At 63.3% G+C, this 17,622-nt stretch carries 17 protein-coding genes and 1 pseudogene; all 18 read right to left on the bottom strand.

Annotated elements, in window-relative coordinates; all coding sequences use genetic code 11:
* Positions 1 to 68: 68 nt before the first annotated feature.
* The 18 genes and pseudogenes from ACMO9O_RS05985 to trkA all read right to left on the bottom strand — a co-directional run bounded on the left by ACMO9O_RS05985 (position 69) and on the right by trkA (position 17,566).
* Positions 69 to 344 (bottom strand): FtsB family cell division protein, encoded by a 276-nt coding sequence (locus ACMO9O_RS05985; RefSeq protein WP_418982836.1) that lies wholly within the window; start codon positions 342 to 344, stop codon positions 69 to 71.
* Positions 345 to 369: 25 nt separating this feature from the next.
* Positions 370 to 1,002: a 7-carboxy-7-deazaguanine synthase QueE gene (locus ACMO9O_RS05980; protein WP_418982834.1), complete on the bottom strand. Its 633-nt coding sequence runs from the start codon at positions 1,000 to 1,002 to the stop codon at positions 370 to 372.
* A complete protein-coding gene (gene hpt / locus ACMO9O_RS05975; protein WP_418982833.1) occupies positions 999 to 1,541 on the bottom strand; it encodes a hypoxanthine phosphoribosyltransferase in 543 nt (180 codons plus the stop codon). The genes ACMO9O_RS05980 and hpt overlap by 4 nt, the downstream gene beginning before the upstream one ends.
* A gap of 373 nt (positions 1,542 to 1,914) precedes the next feature.
* Positions 1,915 to 2,493, bottom strand: coding sequence for an electron transport complex subunit RsxA (gene rsxA / locus ACMO9O_RS05970; protein ID WP_418982832.1), 579 nt, complete (start codon positions 2,491 to 2,493; stop codon positions 1,915 to 1,917).
* 2 nt (positions 2,494 to 2,495) lie between these two features.
* Positions 2,496 to 3,080 (bottom strand): RnfABCDGE type electron transport complex subunit E, encoded by a 585-nt coding sequence (locus tag ACMO9O_RS05965; protein ID WP_418982831.1) that lies wholly within the window; start codon positions 3,078 to 3,080, stop codon positions 2,496 to 2,498.
* Positions 3,073 to 3,726, bottom strand: coding sequence for an RnfABCDGE type electron transport complex subunit G (locus tag ACMO9O_RS05960; protein ID WP_418982829.1), 654 nt, complete (start codon positions 3,724 to 3,726; stop codon positions 3,073 to 3,075). Before ACMO9O_RS05960 ends, ACMO9O_RS05965 begins: the two co-directional genes overlap by 8 nt.
* Positions 3,727 to 3,739: 13 nt before the next feature.
* The gene (locus tag ACMO9O_RS05955) at positions 3,740 to 4,705 is read right to left on the bottom strand and encodes an RnfABCDGE type electron transport complex subunit D (RefSeq protein WP_418982828.1); all 966 of its coding nucleotides are present in this window, start codon (positions 4,703 to 4,705) and stop codon (positions 3,740 to 3,742) included.
* 172 nt (positions 4,706 to 4,877) lie between these two features.
* Entirely contained in the window at positions 4,878 to 6,227 is a 1,350-nt protein-coding gene (gene rsxC / locus ACMO9O_RS05950) for an electron transport complex subunit RsxC (protein WP_418982826.1), read from the bottom strand.
* Positions 6,228 to 6,559: 332 nt separating this feature from the next.
* Positions 6,560 to 7,495, bottom strand: a pseudogene (locus ACMO9O_RS05945) (Fe-S cluster domain-containing protein); the annotation flags it as partial.
* Entirely contained in the window at positions 7,495 to 7,911 is a 417-nt protein-coding gene (locus tag ACMO9O_RS05940) for a SoxR reducing system RseC family protein (RefSeq protein WP_418982825.1), read from the bottom strand. The pseudogene ACMO9O_RS05945 and the gene ACMO9O_RS05940, both read right to left, overlap by 1 nt.
* Positions 7,912 to 7,916: 5 nt before the next feature.
* On the bottom strand, positions 7,917 to 9,497 hold the full coding sequence (locus ACMO9O_RS05935; protein WP_418982823.1) for an NAD+ synthase: 1,581 nt from the start codon (positions 9,495 to 9,497) through the stop codon (positions 7,917 to 7,919).
* A gap of 187 nt (positions 9,498 to 9,684) precedes the next feature.
* Positions 9,685 to 10,446 (bottom strand): zinc ribbon domain-containing protein, encoded by a 762-nt coding sequence (locus tag ACMO9O_RS05930; RefSeq protein ID WP_418982822.1) that lies wholly within the window; start codon positions 10,444 to 10,446, stop codon positions 9,685 to 9,687.
* Between the two features lie 22 nt (positions 10,447 to 10,468).
* Positions 10,469 to 11,269 carry a Nif3-like dinuclear metal center hexameric protein gene (locus ACMO9O_RS05925; protein ID WP_418982962.1) on the bottom strand — a complete coding sequence of 267 codons (801 nt, stop codon included), beginning with the start codon at positions 11,267 to 11,269 and terminating at the stop codon, positions 10,469 to 10,471.
* A 679-nt stretch (positions 11,270 to 11,948) separates the two neighbouring features.
* The gene (locus tag ACMO9O_RS05920) at positions 11,949 to 12,521 is read right to left on the bottom strand and encodes a MerR family transcriptional regulator (RefSeq protein ID WP_418982821.1); all 573 of its coding nucleotides are present in this window, start codon (positions 12,519 to 12,521) and stop codon (positions 11,949 to 11,951) included.
* Positions 12,522 to 12,531: 10 nt separating this feature from the next.
* Positions 12,532 to 14,097, bottom strand: coding sequence for a methyltransferase RsmF C-terminal domain-like protein (locus ACMO9O_RS05915; RefSeq protein WP_418982820.1), 1,566 nt, complete (start codon positions 14,095 to 14,097; stop codon positions 12,532 to 12,534).
* Between the two features lie 3 nt (positions 14,098 to 14,100).
* Complete coding sequence (locus ACMO9O_RS05910) at positions 14,101 to 14,715, bottom strand: deoxynucleoside kinase (RefSeq protein ID WP_418982819.1); 615 nt, start codon at positions 14,713 to 14,715, stop codon at positions 14,101 to 14,103.
* A 12-nt stretch (positions 14,716 to 14,727) separates the two neighbouring features.
* Positions 14,728 to 16,218 carry a GH3 auxin-responsive promoter family protein gene (locus tag ACMO9O_RS05905; protein ID WP_418982818.1) on the bottom strand — a complete coding sequence of 497 codons (1,491 nt, stop codon included), beginning with the start codon at positions 16,216 to 16,218 and terminating at the stop codon, positions 14,728 to 14,730.
* Between the two features lie 7 nt (positions 16,219 to 16,225).
* Entirely contained in the window at positions 16,226 to 17,566 is a 1,341-nt protein-coding gene (gene trkA, locus ACMO9O_RS05900; RefSeq protein ID WP_418982817.1) for a Trk system potassium transporter TrkA, read from the bottom strand.
* Positions 17,567 to 17,622: the final 56 nt, after the last annotated feature.

Raw genomic sequence — 17,622 nt, 5'->3', positions numbered from 1 at the left:
ACGCCCCCCTGAAAATCAAAAACCCCTGCCGAATCCGCAGCAGGGGTAAAATCAGGGAATAACCCAGCCTATTCTTCGATAATATACACGTGTTCGTCCCGCCGCTGCAGGTGGTAGTTCTCGCGGGCGTACTCCTCCAGATAGTCGTCGTAGCGCAGCCGCTCCAGCAGCGTGCTGTCCTGGTCGATCCGCGTCCGGTAGCGGTCGCGCTCGCGTTCCAAGGCGTTGATTTGCCGCTTGATCTTCACGGCATGCAGCGCATTGCGCCCCACCACGATTGCGGTGAGCAGGACGATGGCCGCCGTTGCAGCCATCCAGAACTTTCTGCCGAGCCGGATTTTCATCGGAGGTACGGACGAGCCGCGTCCATTAGGGAATATGCATGTACTTGTGCGTCTGGATCGAGATGTTCCAGCGGGGGTGCGCCTTGGCGTACTCCACAATCGCCGGCATCACCCGCCCGGCGACGCTCCACTCGGGTTGCAGGTAGAGCATGCACCCGGAGCGCACCCGCGCGGCGTTGCTCTCGGCCCACGCGAAATCCTCCTCCGATTCGACGATCACCTTCAGCTCGTCAGCCCGCGCAAACGCCTCCTCCAACGGAGGTTGCTGCCGCTTGGGCGAGAGACACACCCAGTCGAAAACGCCGCTGAAAGGGTGCGTGCCCGAAGTCTCCAGAAAGAGCTGCAAACCCCGCCCGCGCAGCGTTTCGGTCAGCACGCCCAGCGGATAGAGCAACGGTTCGCCGCCCGTGATGACGATCGCCTGCGCCGGGCACGCCGCGGCGCGTTCGATGATCGTTTCGACGTCGACGGGCGGATAGAGCTTCGGATTCCACGTATATTTGGCGTCGCACCAGCGGCAGCCCACGTCGCAGCCGCCCAGGCGGATGAAGTAGGCGGGCTTGCCCGCGTGGAATCCCTCGCCCTGGATCGTATAGAAATCCTCGACCAGCGGCAGCCGCCGCCCGCCGTCGAAGAGCGCGCTGTCGGGAGTTATCATTCGGTCACGACGTAAATATCCTTCAGACTGCGGCCCAGCTGGTCGTAGTCCAGTCCGTAGCCCACAATGAACTCGTTGCCGATCTCCATGGCGCGGTACTGGATCGGAATCTGCTTGCGGTAGGAACCGGGCTTGAAGAAGAGCGTGCAGACCGCCACGCTGGCCGGCTCGTAGGGCTCCAGCTGCTGGAGCATCTGTTCGATGCTCTCGCCCGTGTCGACGATATCCTCAACAATGATTACGTGACGGCCCTTGATGCTGCCGCTCAGCCCGATCAGCGTCTTGACCTCGCCCGTGGAGTGGTCTCCCTCGTAGGAAGCCAGCTTGACGAACGAGAGTTCGTTGTTGAATTCGATCTTCTTGATCAGATCGCTCATGAACATGAACGAGCCGTTGAGGATGCCGAGGAACAGGGGGGTCTCCTTCTCCTTGTAGTCGGCGTTGATCCGCTCCGCCACGGCTTCGACCGCGCGGTCGATCTGCTCGGCGGGGATCATGATGCGGAACTTCTTGTCGTGAAGTTGTATGATATCCTTCATATCGGGTTCGGATTTTCAGCTCTGATTTGCAAAAATAGCGATTTGCCGCCAAGAAAAAGAATCTTTCGGCCAAAATAATCGGCGGCCGATGCACTTTCCGCCTGTCTGCCCGCCACCGGACGGAAACGCCCCTCCGACGATCGCTCCCGCAGGTAGTCTCTAAAGGGAAACTTACGCCTGGACGCGCCGGAAGTTCCCAACGACATACTTTCCCCATGCACCCGCCGGAAGTTCCGGGCGGCAAAACTCCCGCCCATGCACCCCTGCTCCGTTTGCCGTTTCTTCGGAACGCCCCTCCGGCCGCTCCGTCGAACGATTCGCCCCGGACGGCGGAAACCGTCCGGGGCGAATCCCAATCGGATACGCTCGCAGACTATACCAGTCCCGAGAAGCCCATGAACGCCATGGCCAGTATGCCGGCCGTGATCAGCGCGATGGGGATGCCCCGGAACGCGCGCGGCATGTCCTCGAATTCGAGGCGCTCGCGGATGCCGGCGAAGAGCACCAGCGCCAGCGCGAAACCGATGGCCGTGGCCACCGAGTAGGTGACGCTTTGCAGCAGGTTGAACTCCTTCTGGATCATCAGGATCGCCACACCCAGCACGGCGCAGTTGGTCGTGATGAGCGGCAGGAAGATACCCAGCGCCTGATAGAGCGATGGCGAGAGTTTCTTGAGCATGATCTCGACCATCTGAACCAGCGCCGCGATCACGAGGATGAAGACGATGGTCTGCATGTAAACGATGTCCAGCGGCACGAGCACATAGGTCTGAATCAGCCACGCGACGACGGCGGCGATCGCCATGACGAACGTTACGGCAGCGCCCATGCCCATGGAGGTCTCGACCTTCGACGACACGCCCAGGAAGGGACAGATGCCGAGGAACTGCGCCAGTACGACGTTGTTGACGAAGATGGCGCCGATGATGATTGCGAAATAGGAAAGCTCCATAACTATCTCTTGGCTAATTTGTTAAATAACACCATAATGTACCCGAGCACCAGGAACGCACCCGGCGCCAGCACGAAGATCAACGGCGTATAATCGGCGATGCCGAAGCTCAGTCCGAAGATCGAGCCGCTGCCGAGAATTTCGCGCACGGCGCCGATGACGGTCAGCGAAGCGGTGAAGCCCAGTCCGATGCCCACGCCGTCGAACACCGAGTCGAGCGCCGAGTTTTTCGAAGCGAACGCCTCGGCGCGGCCCAGGATGATGCAGTTCACCACAATCAGCGGAATGAAGACGCCCAGTGCGGCGTAGAGCGCCGGCACGAAGGCCTGCATCAGCATCTGGATGATGGTCACGAACGAGGCGATCACGACGATGAACGCTGGGATGCGGACCTTGTCCGGAATGAGGTTCTTGATGAGCGAGATCACCAGGTTCGACATCACCAGCACGGCCATCGTGGCCAGGCCCATGCCCATACCGTTCTCGGCCGAGGTCGTGGTTCCCAGCGTAGGGCACATGCCCAGCACCAGCACGAACGTCGGGTTGTTGCGGACGATGCCGCTCAGAATGATTTGCATCTTATTCATTGTGACCTCCTTCCTGAGCCTCCGGCTCGTTTGCGGGCTGCGTCGCGCCCGATGCCGCGTCCGACGGTTCGCTGCCCGTCGCCACGCTCTTGTAGGCCATCCAGGCCCGGTTGATCGCGTCGACATAGGCGCGCGAAGAGATGGTCGCGGCGGTCAGCGCATCCACGTCGCCGCCGTCCTTCGTAACGGCCAGTTTGCCGTCGACGAGCTTCTTCTGTTCGAGCCGCTGGCCCTTGACGCTCGCCACGAGCGGGTTGCCTTCGTCGGCCATCTTGGTTCCCAGACCCGGGGTTTCGGTCTGCTCCAGCACGTTGACGTTGACCACTTCACCCTCGGGGGTGAAGCCCACCATCAGGCGAACCACGCCGCCGAAGCCCTGTTTGGTCATCGTCTGCACGGCATATCCGGCCACCTCGCCGCCGCGCGTGGCAGTGTAGACCGTGATGGGCAGCTGGTCGATCGTCAGCTCCTGCGAGGCGGTCTCGTCGAACGCCGGCAGCACCTCGTTGAGCGCCGCAACGGTCGCGGCCTGCTTGGCGGCGGCGATCGGCTCCACGGTGATCATGTTGACCACGCCGACCCCGGCCGAAGCGACCAGCGTAATGCCCAGCAGGACAACAGTCATGTTGAGAAGTGTACTTTTCATCCGTTCGTCCTCCTTATTTTACGCCGAAGCGCTTGGGTTTGACATACTTGTTGATCAGGGGCACGCAGGCGTTCATGATCAGGATCGCAAACGACATACCCTCCGGGTAAGCACCCCACAGGCGGATGCACATGGTGATCGCACCGATGCCCACGGCGTAAATCACGCAGCCGCGGACGGTCATCGGCGAGGTCGAGTAGTCGGTGGCCATGTAGATCGCGCCGAGCATCGCACCGCCCGCCAGAATGTGGAAGAGCGGGAACTGCCACAGCGCCGCTCCGGTCATGCCCGTCGCCAGCGCCACGACGAAGGCGAAGAGCGCCATCGTGAGGAAGATCACCACGGGCGTGTGCCACGTGATGACGCGCCGCCACAGCAGGTAGACGAAGCCGCAGAGCAGGGCCGCGGCGGCCACCTCACCCAGCGAACCGGGCATGTTGCCCAACAGGAGGTCCTGCAGGCCCAGCACATCGAAGCCGGCTCCGTGCTTGACGGCTGCCAGCGGCGTTGCACCCGACAGGGCGTCGAACGCCCCGTTGACGGGCATCGGGAACGAGGTCATCTGCACCGGATAGGCGATCAGCAGGAAGACACGGCCCACCAGCGCGGGGTTGAAGGGGTTCTTGCCCAGCCCGCCGAAGGTCATCTTGGCCACGGCGATGGCGACGAAAGCGCCCATCACCACGATCCACCACGGAATCGTCGCCGGCAGGTTGAAAGCCAGCAGCACGCCCGTCACCACGGCCGACCAGTTGCAGACGGTCAGCGGCCCGCGGACCAGGAATTTCTGGATCAGGTACTCGAACCCGACGCACGAGAGCACCGAAAGGAGCGTCACGAAGAGCACGTTCCATCCGAACACCACGGTCGAGACGACCAGCGCGGGCATCAGGGCGATGACCACGTCGCGCATGATCCGGGCCGTCGACTGAGCCGTCTGCACGTGGGGCGCGGGGGCGACAATTAGTTTGTTTGCCATAAGTTTTGTTGTAGTTTATCGTCTTGTGTTGAATTGCAGGTTCCGTTCATTCCGGCGGCCGACGCTGCCACAGCCCGCGGCGTTCGGTCCGGTCCCGTCGTGGTCTCCCTTGGGAGAGCCTTCAGGCCGCTTGCGGCCGCGGGGCGGAATGTACGGATTCGTGCACGTTCGATTACTTTTTGGGCGCGGCGGCCATCGCCCGCTGGCGGATGATGCCCATGACGGTCTGTTTGCCCAGACGCACCCAGTCAAGCAGCGGCAGGTACGAGGGGCACGACGACTGGCAGCAGCCGCACTCGATGCACGAGGTAATCATCTGCGCCTCAATCTCGTCCCAGTTCTTCTTCTGGGTCATCTTCGAGAGGTAGTAAGGCTCCAGTCCCATCGGGCAGGCGGCCACGCACTTGGCGCACTTGATGCACTGCGACAGCTCGCGGCGCTCGGCGTCGCGGCCGCTCATGACGGTGATGCCCGAGCACCCCTTCGTGACGGGCGATGCGAGGTTGACCATCGCACGGCCCATCATCGGGCCGCCGTTGATGACCTTGCCCGCGTCGGCCGGCAGGCCGCCGGCGGCTTCGAGCAGCGTTTCGATGGGCGTACCCATGCGCGTGAGCAGGTTCTTCGGCTCACGGATGCCTTTGCCCGTGACGGTCACCACGCGCTCGATCAGCGGCTTGTTCTTCTGCACGGCCTCGTAGACCGCAACGGTCGTCGAGGCGTTGCAGACCACCGCACCGACGTCGATCGGGAGGGCCGGGGGCGGCGGAACCTCGCGGCCCGTGACGGCGGCGATCAGCTGTTTCTCACCGCCCTGCGGGTATTTCACCTTCAGCGGCGTCACCTCCACGCCCGGGTAGTTGCGGGCCAGTTCGCTCAGATGGGCGATCGCATCGGGCTTGTTGTTCTCGATGCCGATGTAGGCGCGCTCAACGCCGACGGCCTTCATCAGGATCGTCACGCCGACCAGCAGTTCCTCGCCGCGTTCGAGCATCGTTCGGTGGTCGGAGGTGAGGTAAGGTTCGCACTCCACCCCGTTGATAATCAACGCCTCGGCTTTCTTGCCGGGAGGGATCGAGAGCTTCACGTGCGTGGGGAACGTCGCGCCGCCCATGCCGACGATGCCGGCCTGCTTGATGCGGGCGATGATCTCCTGCGCGGAGAGCGTACATTCGCGCACGAGCGTCCCGGAGCGGTCGATGCCCTCGGCCCACTCGTCGCCCTCGCGCTTGATGGTAATCATCATCTGGCGCAGCCCCTGCCCGTTGGGCACGAGGTCCACGGCCATCACCGTACCCGAGACGGGTGCGTGGATATTGGCCGACATGAAACCGGTCGCCTCGGCGATCAGCTGCCCGGTGAGCACCCGGTCGCCCTTGGCGACCTTCGCCGTGGCCGGAGCGCCGATATGCTGCGCGAGGGGAATCGTCACCACCTCGGGCAGCGGCAGCGTCTCGATGGGCCGGGCGCAGCTCAGCTTATTTTCCGACGGATGGACTCCGCCTCTTGGAAATGTCTTCATAGCTATGTAGATTCGTTTTTTTCGTTTCGGAGGTCGATGCGCACGACGCGGGGCACGGGAGAGGTCCGGAGCCGGGCGCGGCCGACCGCTTCAGGGCTTTACGCCTCCTGGTCGGATTTGGCAGCCGGAGCACTCTCGGAAGCGGCGGGCTGAACGGCCGGTTTCGGGGCGGCAGCTTCCGGGACAGCGGCTTTCGGAGCGGCCGGAGCGGCGGTTTCCGCGGGAGCAGCCGGTGCGGCGGTTGCCGTTGCTGCCTGCGGGGCAGTAGTTGTAGCCGCGGCAGGAGCGGTTGCCGGAGCAGCGGGTTTCGGTGCAGCAGCGGTGGGAGCGGCGGTTGCCGCCGGAGCAGCCTTACCCGCATCAGCCGGAGCGGCGGGCGCCGCGGCCTTCGGTGTAGCGGGCGTCGCAGCCGGTTTCGGAGCGGCGGCCGGAGCTTTCGGCTCCTTGGGCAGCGGCTCCATACCCACGAGCCTGATGGCTCCCGTGGGACATTCGTTCACGCACTTGCGGCAGAGTTTGCACTTCTGCGGGTCGATATAGGCCAGGTTGTTCTCCAGCGTGATCGCTCCGAACGGGCAGACCTTGACGCACTTGCCGCAGCCGATACACCCTGCCTTGCACGCCTTCATCACCACCGCGCCCTTGTCCTTCGACACGCACGACACGTAGACCGCACGGTTCTTCGGCCACTTCTTGCGCAGCTCGATAATCAGCTTGGGACACGCCTTGACGCAGGCGCCGCACGCCGTACACTTGTCGGGATCGACCTCGGGAAGCCCCGTCGCGGGGTTGATATGGATGGCATCGAACGCGCAGGCCGTCACGCAGTCGCCGAAGCCCAGACAGCCGAACGCACACCCCGTCTCGCCCACGTAGAGCGACGAAGCGACGGCACACGATTTGGCCCCGTTGAACTCGTTGGTGCGGGGACGCTTCTCGCACGTACCGCCGCAGCGCACCGTGGCGACCATCGGCTCCTTCTCGGCCGCGGCCTTGCCCAGGTAGCCCGCCACGGCCTTCATGCAATCGCCGCCGCCCACCGGGCAGAAGAGCGCCGAAATATCGTCCCGTTTCACGAGCGCATCGGCCATGCCGCGGCAGCCGGCGAATCCGCAGCCGCCGCAGTTCGCGCCGGGCAGCATCTTCTCCACCTCGTCGATGCGGGGGTCCTCCTCGACGTGGAACTTGCGGGCCACGAAGTAGAGAATCACCGCTGCGAGTACTCCCAACGCACACAGCGTCAGGACGGTGTAAAATAATACTTCCATCAGATTTTTGTTATGGTAAATTGAATTGTGTGTTCGATCCTGCGGCGGAACAACCCCATCGCGCCGTAATAGAGCGCCACGCCCGCCAGCGCGGCCAGCGCGCTGACGCCTTCGCTCCACCCCAACAGGCCGATGCCCGCGAAGAGCACCGCCAGCAACACGGCCAGCGCCCCGACATAGGCCAGCACGACCGCCGCTGCGCCCGCACTGCGGCGCACGCCGACCATGACCGCTTCGCCCGCGGCGAACGCCGCCGCTTCCCGCGTCCGGACGGCGACGATCTTCTCCTGGGCTTCGGCCAGGCCGCACGCCTGCCGCGCCCGGCAGGTTCCGCAGGCGCTCGAAGAGGTGATCTTCACGTAGACCGTATCGCCGGCGATGCGTTCCACCACGCCGCTATGTTCGATCTGCGCCATCGGCCTCAATCTCCGTATTTGTTCGTCAGCGGCATCAGCCGCTCGTGCCCGAACGAGCACATCGACAGCCGCAGCACCGGCGGGAACTGGTAGCGCTTCTTCTCGTTGCGCATGATCATGCCGTGGATCTTCTCCACGACCTCGGAATCGAAGCCCGCGTTGACGATCTCCTCGCGGTGCTGGCCCTCCTCGATCATGCGGTAGAGGATGGCGTCGACCACCTCGTAGGGAGGCAGTATGTCGCTGTCCTTCTGTCCGGGCCGAAGCTCCGAGGAGGGTTCCTTGTCGAGGATGCTCTCGGGAATGGGGTTGTCGTAGACGCGGTTGATGTAGCGGGCCACGTCGTACATTTCGCTCTTGTAGAGGTCGCCCGTGGGGCTGAAAGCGCCCGCCGTGTCGCCGTAGAGCGTACAGAAACCCAGCGCGTTCTCGCTCTTGTTCGAGGAGTTGAGCAGGATATAGTCCGTCTTGTTCTGCAGGGCCATCAGCAGGACCGTGCGGATACGGGTCTGGATGTTCTCCTCCGTGGCGTCGAACTCCGTGCCGCCGATGACGGGTTTGAGCGTGTCGACCACGCTCCGGTAGATCTCCGTGATGGGAATGACGTTGTATTCGATGCCCAGATTCTCGGCCACCTTGCGGGCGTCCTCCACCGAATCGTCCGACGAGAAGGGCGAAGGCATCATCAGCGCCCGCACGTTCTCCGGCCCCAGCGCCCGGGCTGCAATCGCGGCCACGACGGCTGAGTCGATACCGCCCGAAAGGCCCACGCACGCCTTGCGGTAGCCGTTCTTGCGGAAGAAGTCCCGCAGGCCGCAGCAGGCCGCCTCGAAGATCATGTGCGTGCGGGCGTTGTTGGTCGATGGAACGGCCACGGGGGTCGCCTCGGCCCGCGTGTCGAAGATCTGGAAGTCCTCCTCGAAGTGCTTCATCAGCAGCACCAACTCGCCCCGGGCGTTCATCGCCCCCGACGTGCCGTCGTAAACCAGATCGGTCGATCCGCCCACCTGGTTGACCATCACCAGGTTCTTGCCCTCGACGAAGGCCAGGTGGCGCATCAGGTCGTAGCGGTAGGACATGGTCCCCTTGCCGTATTTGCGGGCGTTGATCGAGATGATCGTCTCGACCGACTTGTCGAAGTCGCGCTCGCGGCTCAGGTCGTCGCCCACGATGATGACGCATTTGTGCCCCTTGATGGTGGCGTATTCGCACCCTTTCGAGGGGACGAGGAAGCCCATCTCACGGCGCGCCGTGATGTATTTCTTGCCCACGTAGCGCAGCACCTTGCGGTCCTGGATCAGCGCGGCGGCGCTGATCGTGCCGTCCGCCGTGAGGATCGGAAGTCCGACGATGGCCGCGATCCCGTCGCAGCACGACGCGATTTCGACCAGCGCGTCTTCGCACAACTCCAGAAAAGTCGTTTTGCGCAGCAGGTCGAAAGCGGGGGTTCCGCTCAGCGCCTGCTCGGCGAAGATCACCAGGTCGGCATGTTGTGCCTTGGCTTTGTTGATCGAGTCGATGATCTTCGAGGCGTTGCCGTCCACGTCACCGATGGTGTAGTTCAACTGGGCAATGGCTATTTTCATTCGGATAGCAACTTTAGTCGGAAAATTACAACTTTGCAAAGTTAAGGATTATTTGCAAAAGTCGGAAAAAAATTCGGTGTTAATATATTAACATGCTCCCCTGCGGCGGCAACGTGGCACGCACGGTCCGAAACGCGAAACAGCCGGAGCAGATCGGCTGCTCCGGCTGTTCGTAACCGTTTGGCTGTTACTCGCGTCCCTCTTCGGGGTCGGCGACCAGGATGCGGCCGCAGTATTCGCAGATGATGATCTTCTTGCCCTGGCGGATATCCACCTGACGCTGCGGGGGAATGCGGTTGAAACAGCCGCCGCAGGCGTCGCGCCGCACGGTGACCACAGCCAGTCCGTTGCGCACGTTGCGGCGGATACGCTCGTAGGCGGCCAGCAGCCGCTCGTCGATCTTCGCCTTCGCGCGGTCGGCCTGCTCCTCGAACTGGGCCACCTGCGGAGCGGTTTCGGCCTCGATGCCGGCCAGCTCGTTCTTCTTGGCCTCCAGGTCGGCGGCGCGTTCGGCGACCACCTGCTCGGCCTCCTCCAGCTGCAGCTTCTTGGCCTTGATCCCGGCGGAGTACTCCTTCAGCCGCTTCTCGGCCAGCTCGATCTCCAGCTCCTGGTATTCGATCTCTTTGGTTATGGCGTCGAACTCGCGGTTGTTGCGCACGTTGTTCTGCTGCTCCTTGTAGTTGCCGATCAGAATCTTGGCCTGATCGACCTCGCGCTTGCGCTGCTTGGTGAGCGTATTTAGCTCCTCGATCTCGCCGCTGATGTGGTCGATACGGGTCTTCAGTCCGGTCATCTCGTCCTCGAGGTCCTGCACCTCGAGCGGCAGTTCTCCCTTCACCTTGTTGATCCCGTCGATCCGGCTGTCGATCTTCTGAAGCTCGTAGAGCGCCAGAATCTTCTCCTGCATCGAATAATCGACCTCGGCTGTCTTCTTTTGCGTTGCCATATAATGTGTTCTTAGTTTAGACTTAAACCAGATAGTTTACCGGATTGCGCGAGTCCTCACTCTTGCGAACCGCAAAGGTAATCAAATTTTTCGATAAAATATCAAATAATAACTGAATTGCGCAATATTCGCTCTCGAAATGGCCGATATCCGCCACGGTCAGGGCTTTGTCGGGGGTCATGAAGTCGTTGTATTTCAGATCGGCCGTCACGTAGAGATCGGCTCCGGCGCGGCGCGCCTCGCCGATGAGCGACGCCCCGGCCCCGGTGCAGACGGCCACGCGCCGCACTTCCGGCGTGGCCGGGTCGCTGTAACGCACCACGCGCACGTCGAGCTTCCGCTGCATGCGGCGCATGAACTCCACGGTTCCGACCGGCTGCGCCAGATCGCCCACCACGCCGAAACCCACCTGCGCCTCCTCCCCGGCGGGTTGCAACAGGGCGGGTTGCAGGACGGTCAGACCGCCCACGCCCAGCAGCTCGGCCAGCCGCCAGCTCATGCCCCCGGGGGCGCTGTCGAGGTTGGTGTGACAGGCGTAGAGCGCAATGCCGCGCCGGATGGCCCGCTCGACGCAGCGCTGCACGGCATCGGCCGAGTTGAAGCGTTTGAGCGCATGGAAAACGATCGGATGGTGCGTGATGACCAGATCGCACCCCGTGCGCTCGGCCTCGTCGAGCACCTCCTCGGTTACGTCCACGGCCAGCAGCGCGGCGTGCACCTCCTGGTCGGGGCGGCCGACGATCAGCCCCGCATTGTCGTAGGACTCCTGCCACGCGAGCGGCGCGAAACGCTCGATCAGGTCGGTGATCTGTTTGATCTGAATGGTATTGTTCATATGCACGCAGCGAATTTTGATTCCTGTTTTGTTTCATCGGAAGCCGGCCATCGTCGCTCGCGGCCCGCGATTCTGCCCCACCCAGGCCCTTTCCCAGGGAGGGAGATAGCGTACGATTCGGTCCGCCATGAAAGTCACCTGTTTGCGGCGGCCCGCAACTTACCAGCCATAACCCGCTATGTTATAAGCAAAGCACCAGCTTTGCACCTCGATCGCGCACTTCTGGAAACGGCGGGCGCGGTTCTTTCGTCCTTTCTTAGAAGAAAGGGCGAAAGATTCGGCTCGAAGAGCCGGCAGCCCGCAGCCTCCGGGTGCGGAGGGCTGCATCTCAGCCTTTGGCTTCGAATGTGTCCCTCCGCCGGCTGCGGACTGACAAGTACATTCGTTTTAGCCTATAGATTACACTATTTCTTGCATTTGTTTTGCGACCTATAGGCTCCGCAAGCCGCGATTCGGTTGCCGTGTTTTCTGCTGTTAAGCCGGCGGGCCGCAGGCTCGCCCTGCGGAGGACCGCTCACCGCGTCCTTCAGCAGGCTGCGACCGGAGCCCCGCTCCCACGGCTGCACCGAAGGGTTGCTCAGGCCGCGGAATCACCGTCCGCATCAGGGCGCACCATCGATGCTACACCAAGCGCCGTAAGTCCCGCCCCTCCCGGAGGGGGCTTGCGTTAAAAAAGTGACTGTTCGTAAAAGGCGAACAGCTCCTTGTGTTCGGCTTCCTCCTTTTTGCGGCGCGGCTTGCGGGGCGTTTTGGCGGGCTTCTCCTTCGGTTCCGCGGCGGCCTCCGCCTCCTCGAGCTTCACCACCGCCTTGCGGCCCCGGCGCGGCGCGGGAGCGGCTTCGCTCCCCGCCTCGGTTACGGCCGCGGCCGGTTCCGCCGCCGCAGAGGTGTCGTCCACCAGCTCGCCCGGACCGGCTTTCAGGTCCTCGCGGACCTCGACCAGCAGCGCTCGGATGCGCTGCAGGCGCTCCATCAGCTCCGCATCGCGCTTCACGCCCCCCTCCGCACGGGGCTGCCGGAGCGCCTTTTTCGCCCCTTCGAGCGTCATACCGCGCTCCTTGACCAGGTGGTAGATCAGCTTGAGGTTCTCAACGTCCTGCGGCGAAAAGAGGCGGTTGCCCTTCTTGTTGCGCTTGGGGCGCAGCACGCTGAACTGCGACTCCCAATGGCGGATCAGCGACTGGTTGACATCGAACATCTCGGCCACCTCGCCCATCGAATAGAAAAGTTTCTCGGCCATAGCGTATCGGTTATTTCATCAATATTCGTAACGAATTGGGATACATGTTGTTCACCCGTGCTCCGATGCGTTTGGCGAAGCCCAGCGCACGTCCCCGGGCACACACCAGATTCAGCCCTTCCGTAAGCGGTGCGGCGGCGATCTCCTCCCGCCTGAGGTAGCGCAGCGCCTGCTCCGCGTCCAGCTCCGCCGCGGGCAGCGCCCCACGGTTCAGTCCGGCGAAGAACGCCAGCGCAGGATCGGGTTTCAGCCGTCCCTTGAACAACTGCCCCAGCGCCACGCCCGAATAGATCACGGGCAGCACGGCGGAGAGTTCCCGGACGGCATCGGCCTGCGCCGCGTACCAGCCGTAAAGCGTATCAGCCACCGCGGCGAAGTGCATCCGCTCCGGTTCCCGGATCCAGCGGCTCACTTCGGCGATCGTGCCCCGGTCCGCCGGAGCGATCGGCGAGCGGCGCACCCTGCGTACAGTCTCCCGGCGGCTTCCGGTCTCGGACCGCTTGCGGCCTCCGGCGTCGAACGCCTTGCGGGCCACGGCGGCGAAGAAACCCTCGCCGCGCGCCCGGTGGGGATAGAACCGGAAGGTCTGGAACGGTCCGACCGCCCCGCAGACGATGCCCCAATCGGTCCCGACCGCAACCTGCGCGGCTTCCGTCACTTCCTCGCCCGCCCAGGCGAGCATCCGTTCCAACGTCCCCTCGTCCTCGTCGCGGTTGAAGGTGCAAGTGCTGTATATCAGCGTCCCGCCGGGGCGCAGCGCCCACCACGCATCGCGCAGAATCGCGTCCTGCCGCGCGGCGCACATGCGCACATTGTTTTGGCTCCACTCCCCGCGCGCGGCCGGGTCCTTGCGGAACATTCCCTCGCCCGAGCAGGGGGCATCCACGGCCACCACGTCGAACCACCCCGCCTGCTCGCCCAACAGCCGCGGGTCGCAGGCCGTGACGGCCACGTTGCCCGTGCCCCACTTGCGCACGTTGTCGGCCAGAATACCGGCGCGGCGGCGGTCGATTTCGTTCGCCACGACCAGCCCCTCCGGCCCCGCCAGCGAAGCGTAGAGGGTCGTCTTTCCGCCCGGCGCGGCGCACAGGTCGAGGATGCGCGCCCCGCGGAACTCCTCCCGCGGCAGCAACCGCCCCACGAACTGAGACGCGGCCTCCTGCACGTAGTAGGCTCCGGCGTGGAAGTCGGTATCGAGCGTGAACGACGGCCGCGCAGCGAGGTAATAACCCTCCTCGCACCACGGCACAGAATCGGTCAGCTTCAGCCCCGGCAGGGGACTTATCTTCGCTCCGGAGCTTCCAGTCGCCGCAATCGCCTCAGCCCTTTCGGTCGCTCCGACCGTCTTGGTCGCCCCGGCCCCCACAGTCGCTCCGACCGCATCGGCTGCAACAGCCGCTTCGACCGCATCAGTCGCTCCTGCCGCCCCGGCCCGCTCTCCGTCCATAAACACTTTGGCCGGATTCAGGCGCACTGAAACGGGCGGTTCGCCGTCGAGCGCTTCGCAGAGCGCCCGCCCCTCGGTCTGGCCCAGCTCGCGCAGTACGCGGGCGGTGAACTCTTCGGGCAGCGTCATGGGCTATCGCTTCGCCTTGAGCGCATCGAGCCGTGCGCAGATCTTCTCGAAGACCGCCTCATCGGAGACGAAATCCTCGTGGTCCTTGTCGATCACGAGCACCTCGCCTTCGTAGAGGTTTTCGATCCAGTGGTTATACTTGTCGTTCAGCCGCTTGAGGTACAGCTCGTCGATGTTTATCTCGTATTCGCGGCCGCGGCGGCGAATCTGCGAAATGAGCGTCGGGACGCTCGCCTTGAGGTAGATCAGCAGGTCGGGCTTGGGGATCAGCGTCGTAATCAGCCGGAAAATCTTCATGTAGGTCTCGATGTCGCGCGTGGGCATCAGCCCCATCTCGTGGAGGTTGTCCGCGAAGATGTGCGCATCCTCGTAGATGGTGCGGTCCTGAAAGATCACCCCCGAGCCGCCGTCGCGCAACATATCCATCGTCTGCTGGATGCGGCTGCCCAGAAAGTAGATCTGGAGGTTGAACGACCAGCGGTTCATATCTTCGTAAAAGTCGCCGATATAGGGGTTGTCGACCTCCTCGAGGTAGGCTTTGGCGTGGTAACGCGCGGTAAGCATCTGCGTGAGCGTGGTCTTGCCGCTTCCGATATTTCCTGCGATGGCTATATACATGGTAGTGTTCGGTTAGTTCGTTTTTGCTCCGGACGGAACCGGCTGTCGGTTCTCGAGCAGGTCGTCGGCCACGCGCCGGTCGTTGACCAGCCGCGGAACCTTGTTCTTGCCGCGGGCGCGCATCCAGTCGAGGAAGCGGCCCCGTTCGACCACGGTCAGCCGCTGCCGCTCGAGCGTGGTGTTGCGCTTGGCGTCGTAGTCGGAGTTCGAGGCCCGCAGCGCGCGGTCCAGCTCCGCGGCGAACCGCTCCCGGTCGTCCGGCTCGCGGTCGAACTCGACGATCCACTCGTGCGCCCCCCGCTCGTGCAGGGACATATAGCACGGCGCGACCGTGTACTCCCCCACCACCGCCCCCGTGTGGGCGCACGCCTCGGCCAAAGCGCGGTCGGCATTATCGACGATAAGCTCCTCGCCGAAGACGTTGATATATTGCTTGGTGCGTCCGGCGAAGCGAATGCGGTAGGGGTTCACCGAGGTGAACTCCACCCTGTCGCCGATCTCGTAGCGCCACAAGCCGTTGTTCGAGGTGATGAGCAGCGCGTAGGGCCGTCCGCACACAACCCCTTCGAGCGGAACGATGCTCTCCCCGTCACGAAATTCGAAGAAAGTCCCGTAGTCGAGCATCAGCAGCATGTCGTCCCGCTGCGGGTCGTCGGCCAGCGCGAAGAAGCCCTCCGAAGCGTTGTAGGTCTCCATGTACTGCATCTTCTCGGAGGGGATCAGCTCCTCGAACGAACGGCGGTAGGGGGTGAACTCCACCCCGCCGTGGGCAAAGAGACAGAGGTCGGGCCACACCTCCAGCAGGTTTTGCTTTCCGGTATACTCCAGCACGCGGCGCATCAGCGCCAGGTTCCACGACGGCACGCCCGCGAACGAGGTGATCCGCTCCCCGGCGCACTCCCGGCAGATGGCGTCGGCTTTCTGCCAGAAATCGGGAATGATGGCCGTCTGCGTGCGCGGGGCGCGGAACCAGCCGCTCCAGAAGGTCATTTCGCGGATCAGCAAAGCCGACAGGTCGCCCACCAGGTTGCCCTCCTGCTCGCTGCACGAACCGCCCAGCGTGAGGGTCTTGCCGTCGAAAACCCGCGTTCGGGGGTTGTTCGACGCGAAGACCGCCGCCACGTCGCGCATGCCGAGCGTGTGGTTCCACAGGATCGACTCGCGCGTGACGGGGATGTATTTCGAGCGATCGGAGGTCGTGCCCGACGAGCGGGCGAACAGCCGTACGCGGCCCGGAGCCGTGATGTTGCGGCCCCCTGCGCGCATGCGCTCGATGTAGGGCTTGAACGTCTCGTAGTCGAAGGTCTCGACCTGCGCCTGGAACTGCTCGACGCCGTGCACGTTCTTCAGGTCGTAGCGCCACCCGAACTCCGTGCGTCGGCCCCGCTCGACGAGCTGGCGCAGCATGCGCTCCTGCGTCTGGACGGGGTGGCGGCGGAAGCGGTCGATGGCCCGCATGCGCTGCGAGAAGTAGGCCTTGAGTATCGTGTTCTTCACCGACATGTACGCGTCAGTTGAAGTAGTAACCCACCCGGCCCACCGATTCGGGCATGGCGAAGACCACCACGCGGTCGTAGGCGTTGATCTCCATGTTGTCCACGGCGATGAATACCTTGTCGCCGCGGACGATGCCGCCGATGATCGTGTCCTCGGGCAGTCCGAGGTCCCGGATCCGCGACTTGGTGGCCGGGGAGTTGGGCTTGACGATGAACTCCAGCACCTCGGCGTCGCTGCCCGTGAGGCATTTGATGGCCTGCACGTCGGTCGACATGGTGAAGCGGAAGATGTTCGACGCCGTGACCAGCTTCTTGTTGATGATCGTGTCGATGCCGATGGATTCGGCCAGATTGATGTAGTTGAGGTTTTCGACTTCGGCGATGACCTTCTTCACGCCCATGCGCTTGGCCAACATGGCCGCCAGAATGTTCGTTTCGCTGCGGCCCGTGACCGCCACGAAGGCGTCCATGTTCGACAGCCCCTCCTCCATCATGGCCTCGGTGTTGCGGCCGTCCTCGTTGATGATCAGCGTCTTGTCGAGCATCTCCGCCAGGCGGTAGGCTTTCTCGGCGTTGTAGTCGACCAGCTTGATATTCACCTCATTCTGCAGCTCGGTGGCGATGCGGATGCCGATGCGCGAACCGCCGAGGATCATCATGTTCTTGATCTCGATATTGGTCTGTCCCGAATACTCCATCACCTCCTTCACGGCGTCCTGCCGGGCGATGACGTAGATCACGTCGCCCTCCATGAAGTGCTCCTCGCGGCGGGGAATGATCGTCTGCCCTCCGCGCGTGATGGCCACCGTGCGGTAGCTCAGCTGGGCCTGATCCTCGTCGAAACCCGTCAGCAGCTGCCCCACCAGCGGCGAGGAAGGCTCCAGACGGAAGACCACCAGCGAGAGCTTCCCGCTCGAAAAATCGACGTATTCGGTGGTCGAGGTGTGTCCCAGGAGGTTGATCACCTCGCGGGCGGCGACCTTTTCGGGATAGAACAGGTAGTCGATGCCCATGTCGATGAACATCTCCTTGTTGTTGGGTTCGAGGTATTCGTTGTTGTCGATGCGGGCGATCGACTTGCGGGCCCCCAGCTTCTTGGCCAGCATCGCTGCCACGACATTGTCGTTCTCGATGTGATTCACGGCGATGAACAGGTCGCACTTGCGCACCGATGCCCGGCGCAGCACCTCGAAGGTGGTCGAGTCGCCCTCGACGACGATCACGTCGGCTAGGCTGGCCACCTCCGAAAGCAGTTTCTGATCGGCGTCGATGACCGTAATGTCGTGGCCGTTGCCGCTCAGCATCCGGGCCAGGTGGCTGCCCATCTCCCCCGCACCCGCTATGACGATTTTCATGGTTGCAATACGCTGTTTACGGTTCGCTCAGCACCCGGTCTTGCGGCCGGGCAGCA

This window comes from Alistipes sp. (assembly GCF_048465635.1).
Taxonomy (GTDB): Bacteria; Bacteroidota; Bacteroidia; order Bacteroidales; family Rikenellaceae; genus Alistipes.
This window is presented reverse-complemented; position numbering and strand designations above follow the sequence as displayed.

What these genes read in the sequence shown, in the direction of transcription:
- rsxA (WP_418982832.1), bottom strand. Translation starts at nt 2,493, where the DNA reads ATGGAGCTTTCCTATTTCGCAATCATCATCGGCGCCATCTTCGTCAAC.
- ACMO9O_RS05930 (WP_418982822.1), bottom strand. Translation starts at nt 10,446, where the DNA reads ATGGCAACGCAAAAGAAGACAGCCGAGGTCGATTATTCGATGCAGGAG.
- ACMO9O_RS05940 (WP_418982825.1), bottom strand. Translation starts at nt 7,911, where the DNA reads ATGGCGCAGATCGAACATAGCGGCGTGGTGGAACGCATCGCCGGCGAT.
- ACMO9O_RS05955 (WP_418982828.1), bottom strand. Translation starts at nt 4,705, where the DNA reads ATGGCAAACAAACTAATTGTCGCCCCCGCGCCCCACGTGCAGACGGCT.
- ACMO9O_RS05935 (WP_418982823.1), bottom strand. Translation starts at nt 9,497, where the DNA reads ATGAAAATAGCCATTGCCCAGTTGAACTACACCATCGGTGACGTGGAC.
- trkA (WP_418982817.1), bottom strand. Translation starts at nt 17,566, where the DNA reads ATGAAAATCGTCATAGCGGGTGCGGGGGAGATGGGCAGCCACCTGGCC.
- ACMO9O_RS05910 (WP_418982819.1), bottom strand. Translation starts at nt 14,715, where the DNA reads ATGTATATAGCCATCGCAGGAAATATCGGAAGCGGCAAGACCACGCTC.
- ACMO9O_RS05920 (WP_418982821.1), bottom strand. Translation starts at nt 12,521, where the DNA reads ATGGCCGAGAAACTTTTCTATTCGATGGGCGAGGTGGCCGAGATGTTC.
- ACMO9O_RS05965 (WP_418982831.1), bottom strand. Translation starts at nt 3,080, where the DNA reads ATGAATAAGATGCAAATCATTCTGAGCGGCATCGTCCGCAACAACCCG.
- rsxC (WP_418982826.1), bottom strand. Translation starts at nt 6,227, where the DNA reads ATGAAGACATTTCCAAGAGGCGGAGTCCATCCGTCGGAAAATAAGCTG.
- hpt (WP_418982833.1), bottom strand. Translation starts at nt 1,541, where the DNA reads ATGAAGGATATCATACAACTTCACGACAAGAAGTTCCGCATCATGATC.
- ACMO9O_RS05915 (WP_418982820.1), bottom strand. Translation starts at nt 14,097, where the DNA reads ATGACGCTGCCCGAAGAGTTCACCGCCCGCGTACTGCGCGAGCTGGGC.
- ACMO9O_RS05980 (WP_418982834.1), bottom strand. Translation starts at nt 1,002, where the DNA reads ATGATAACTCCCGACAGCGCGCTCTTCGACGGCGGGCGGCGGCTGCCG.
- ACMO9O_RS05960 (WP_418982829.1), bottom strand. Translation starts at nt 3,726, where the DNA reads ATGAAAAGTACACTTCTCAACATGACTGTTGTCCTGCTGGGCATTACG.
- ACMO9O_RS05905 (WP_418982818.1), bottom strand. Translation starts at nt 16,218, where the DNA reads ATGTCGGTGAAGAACACGATACTCAAGGCCTACTTCTCGCAGCGCATG.
- ACMO9O_RS05985 (WP_418982836.1), bottom strand. Translation starts at nt 344, where the DNA reads ATGAAAATCCGGCTCGGCAGAAAGTTCTGGATGGCTGCAACGGCGGCC.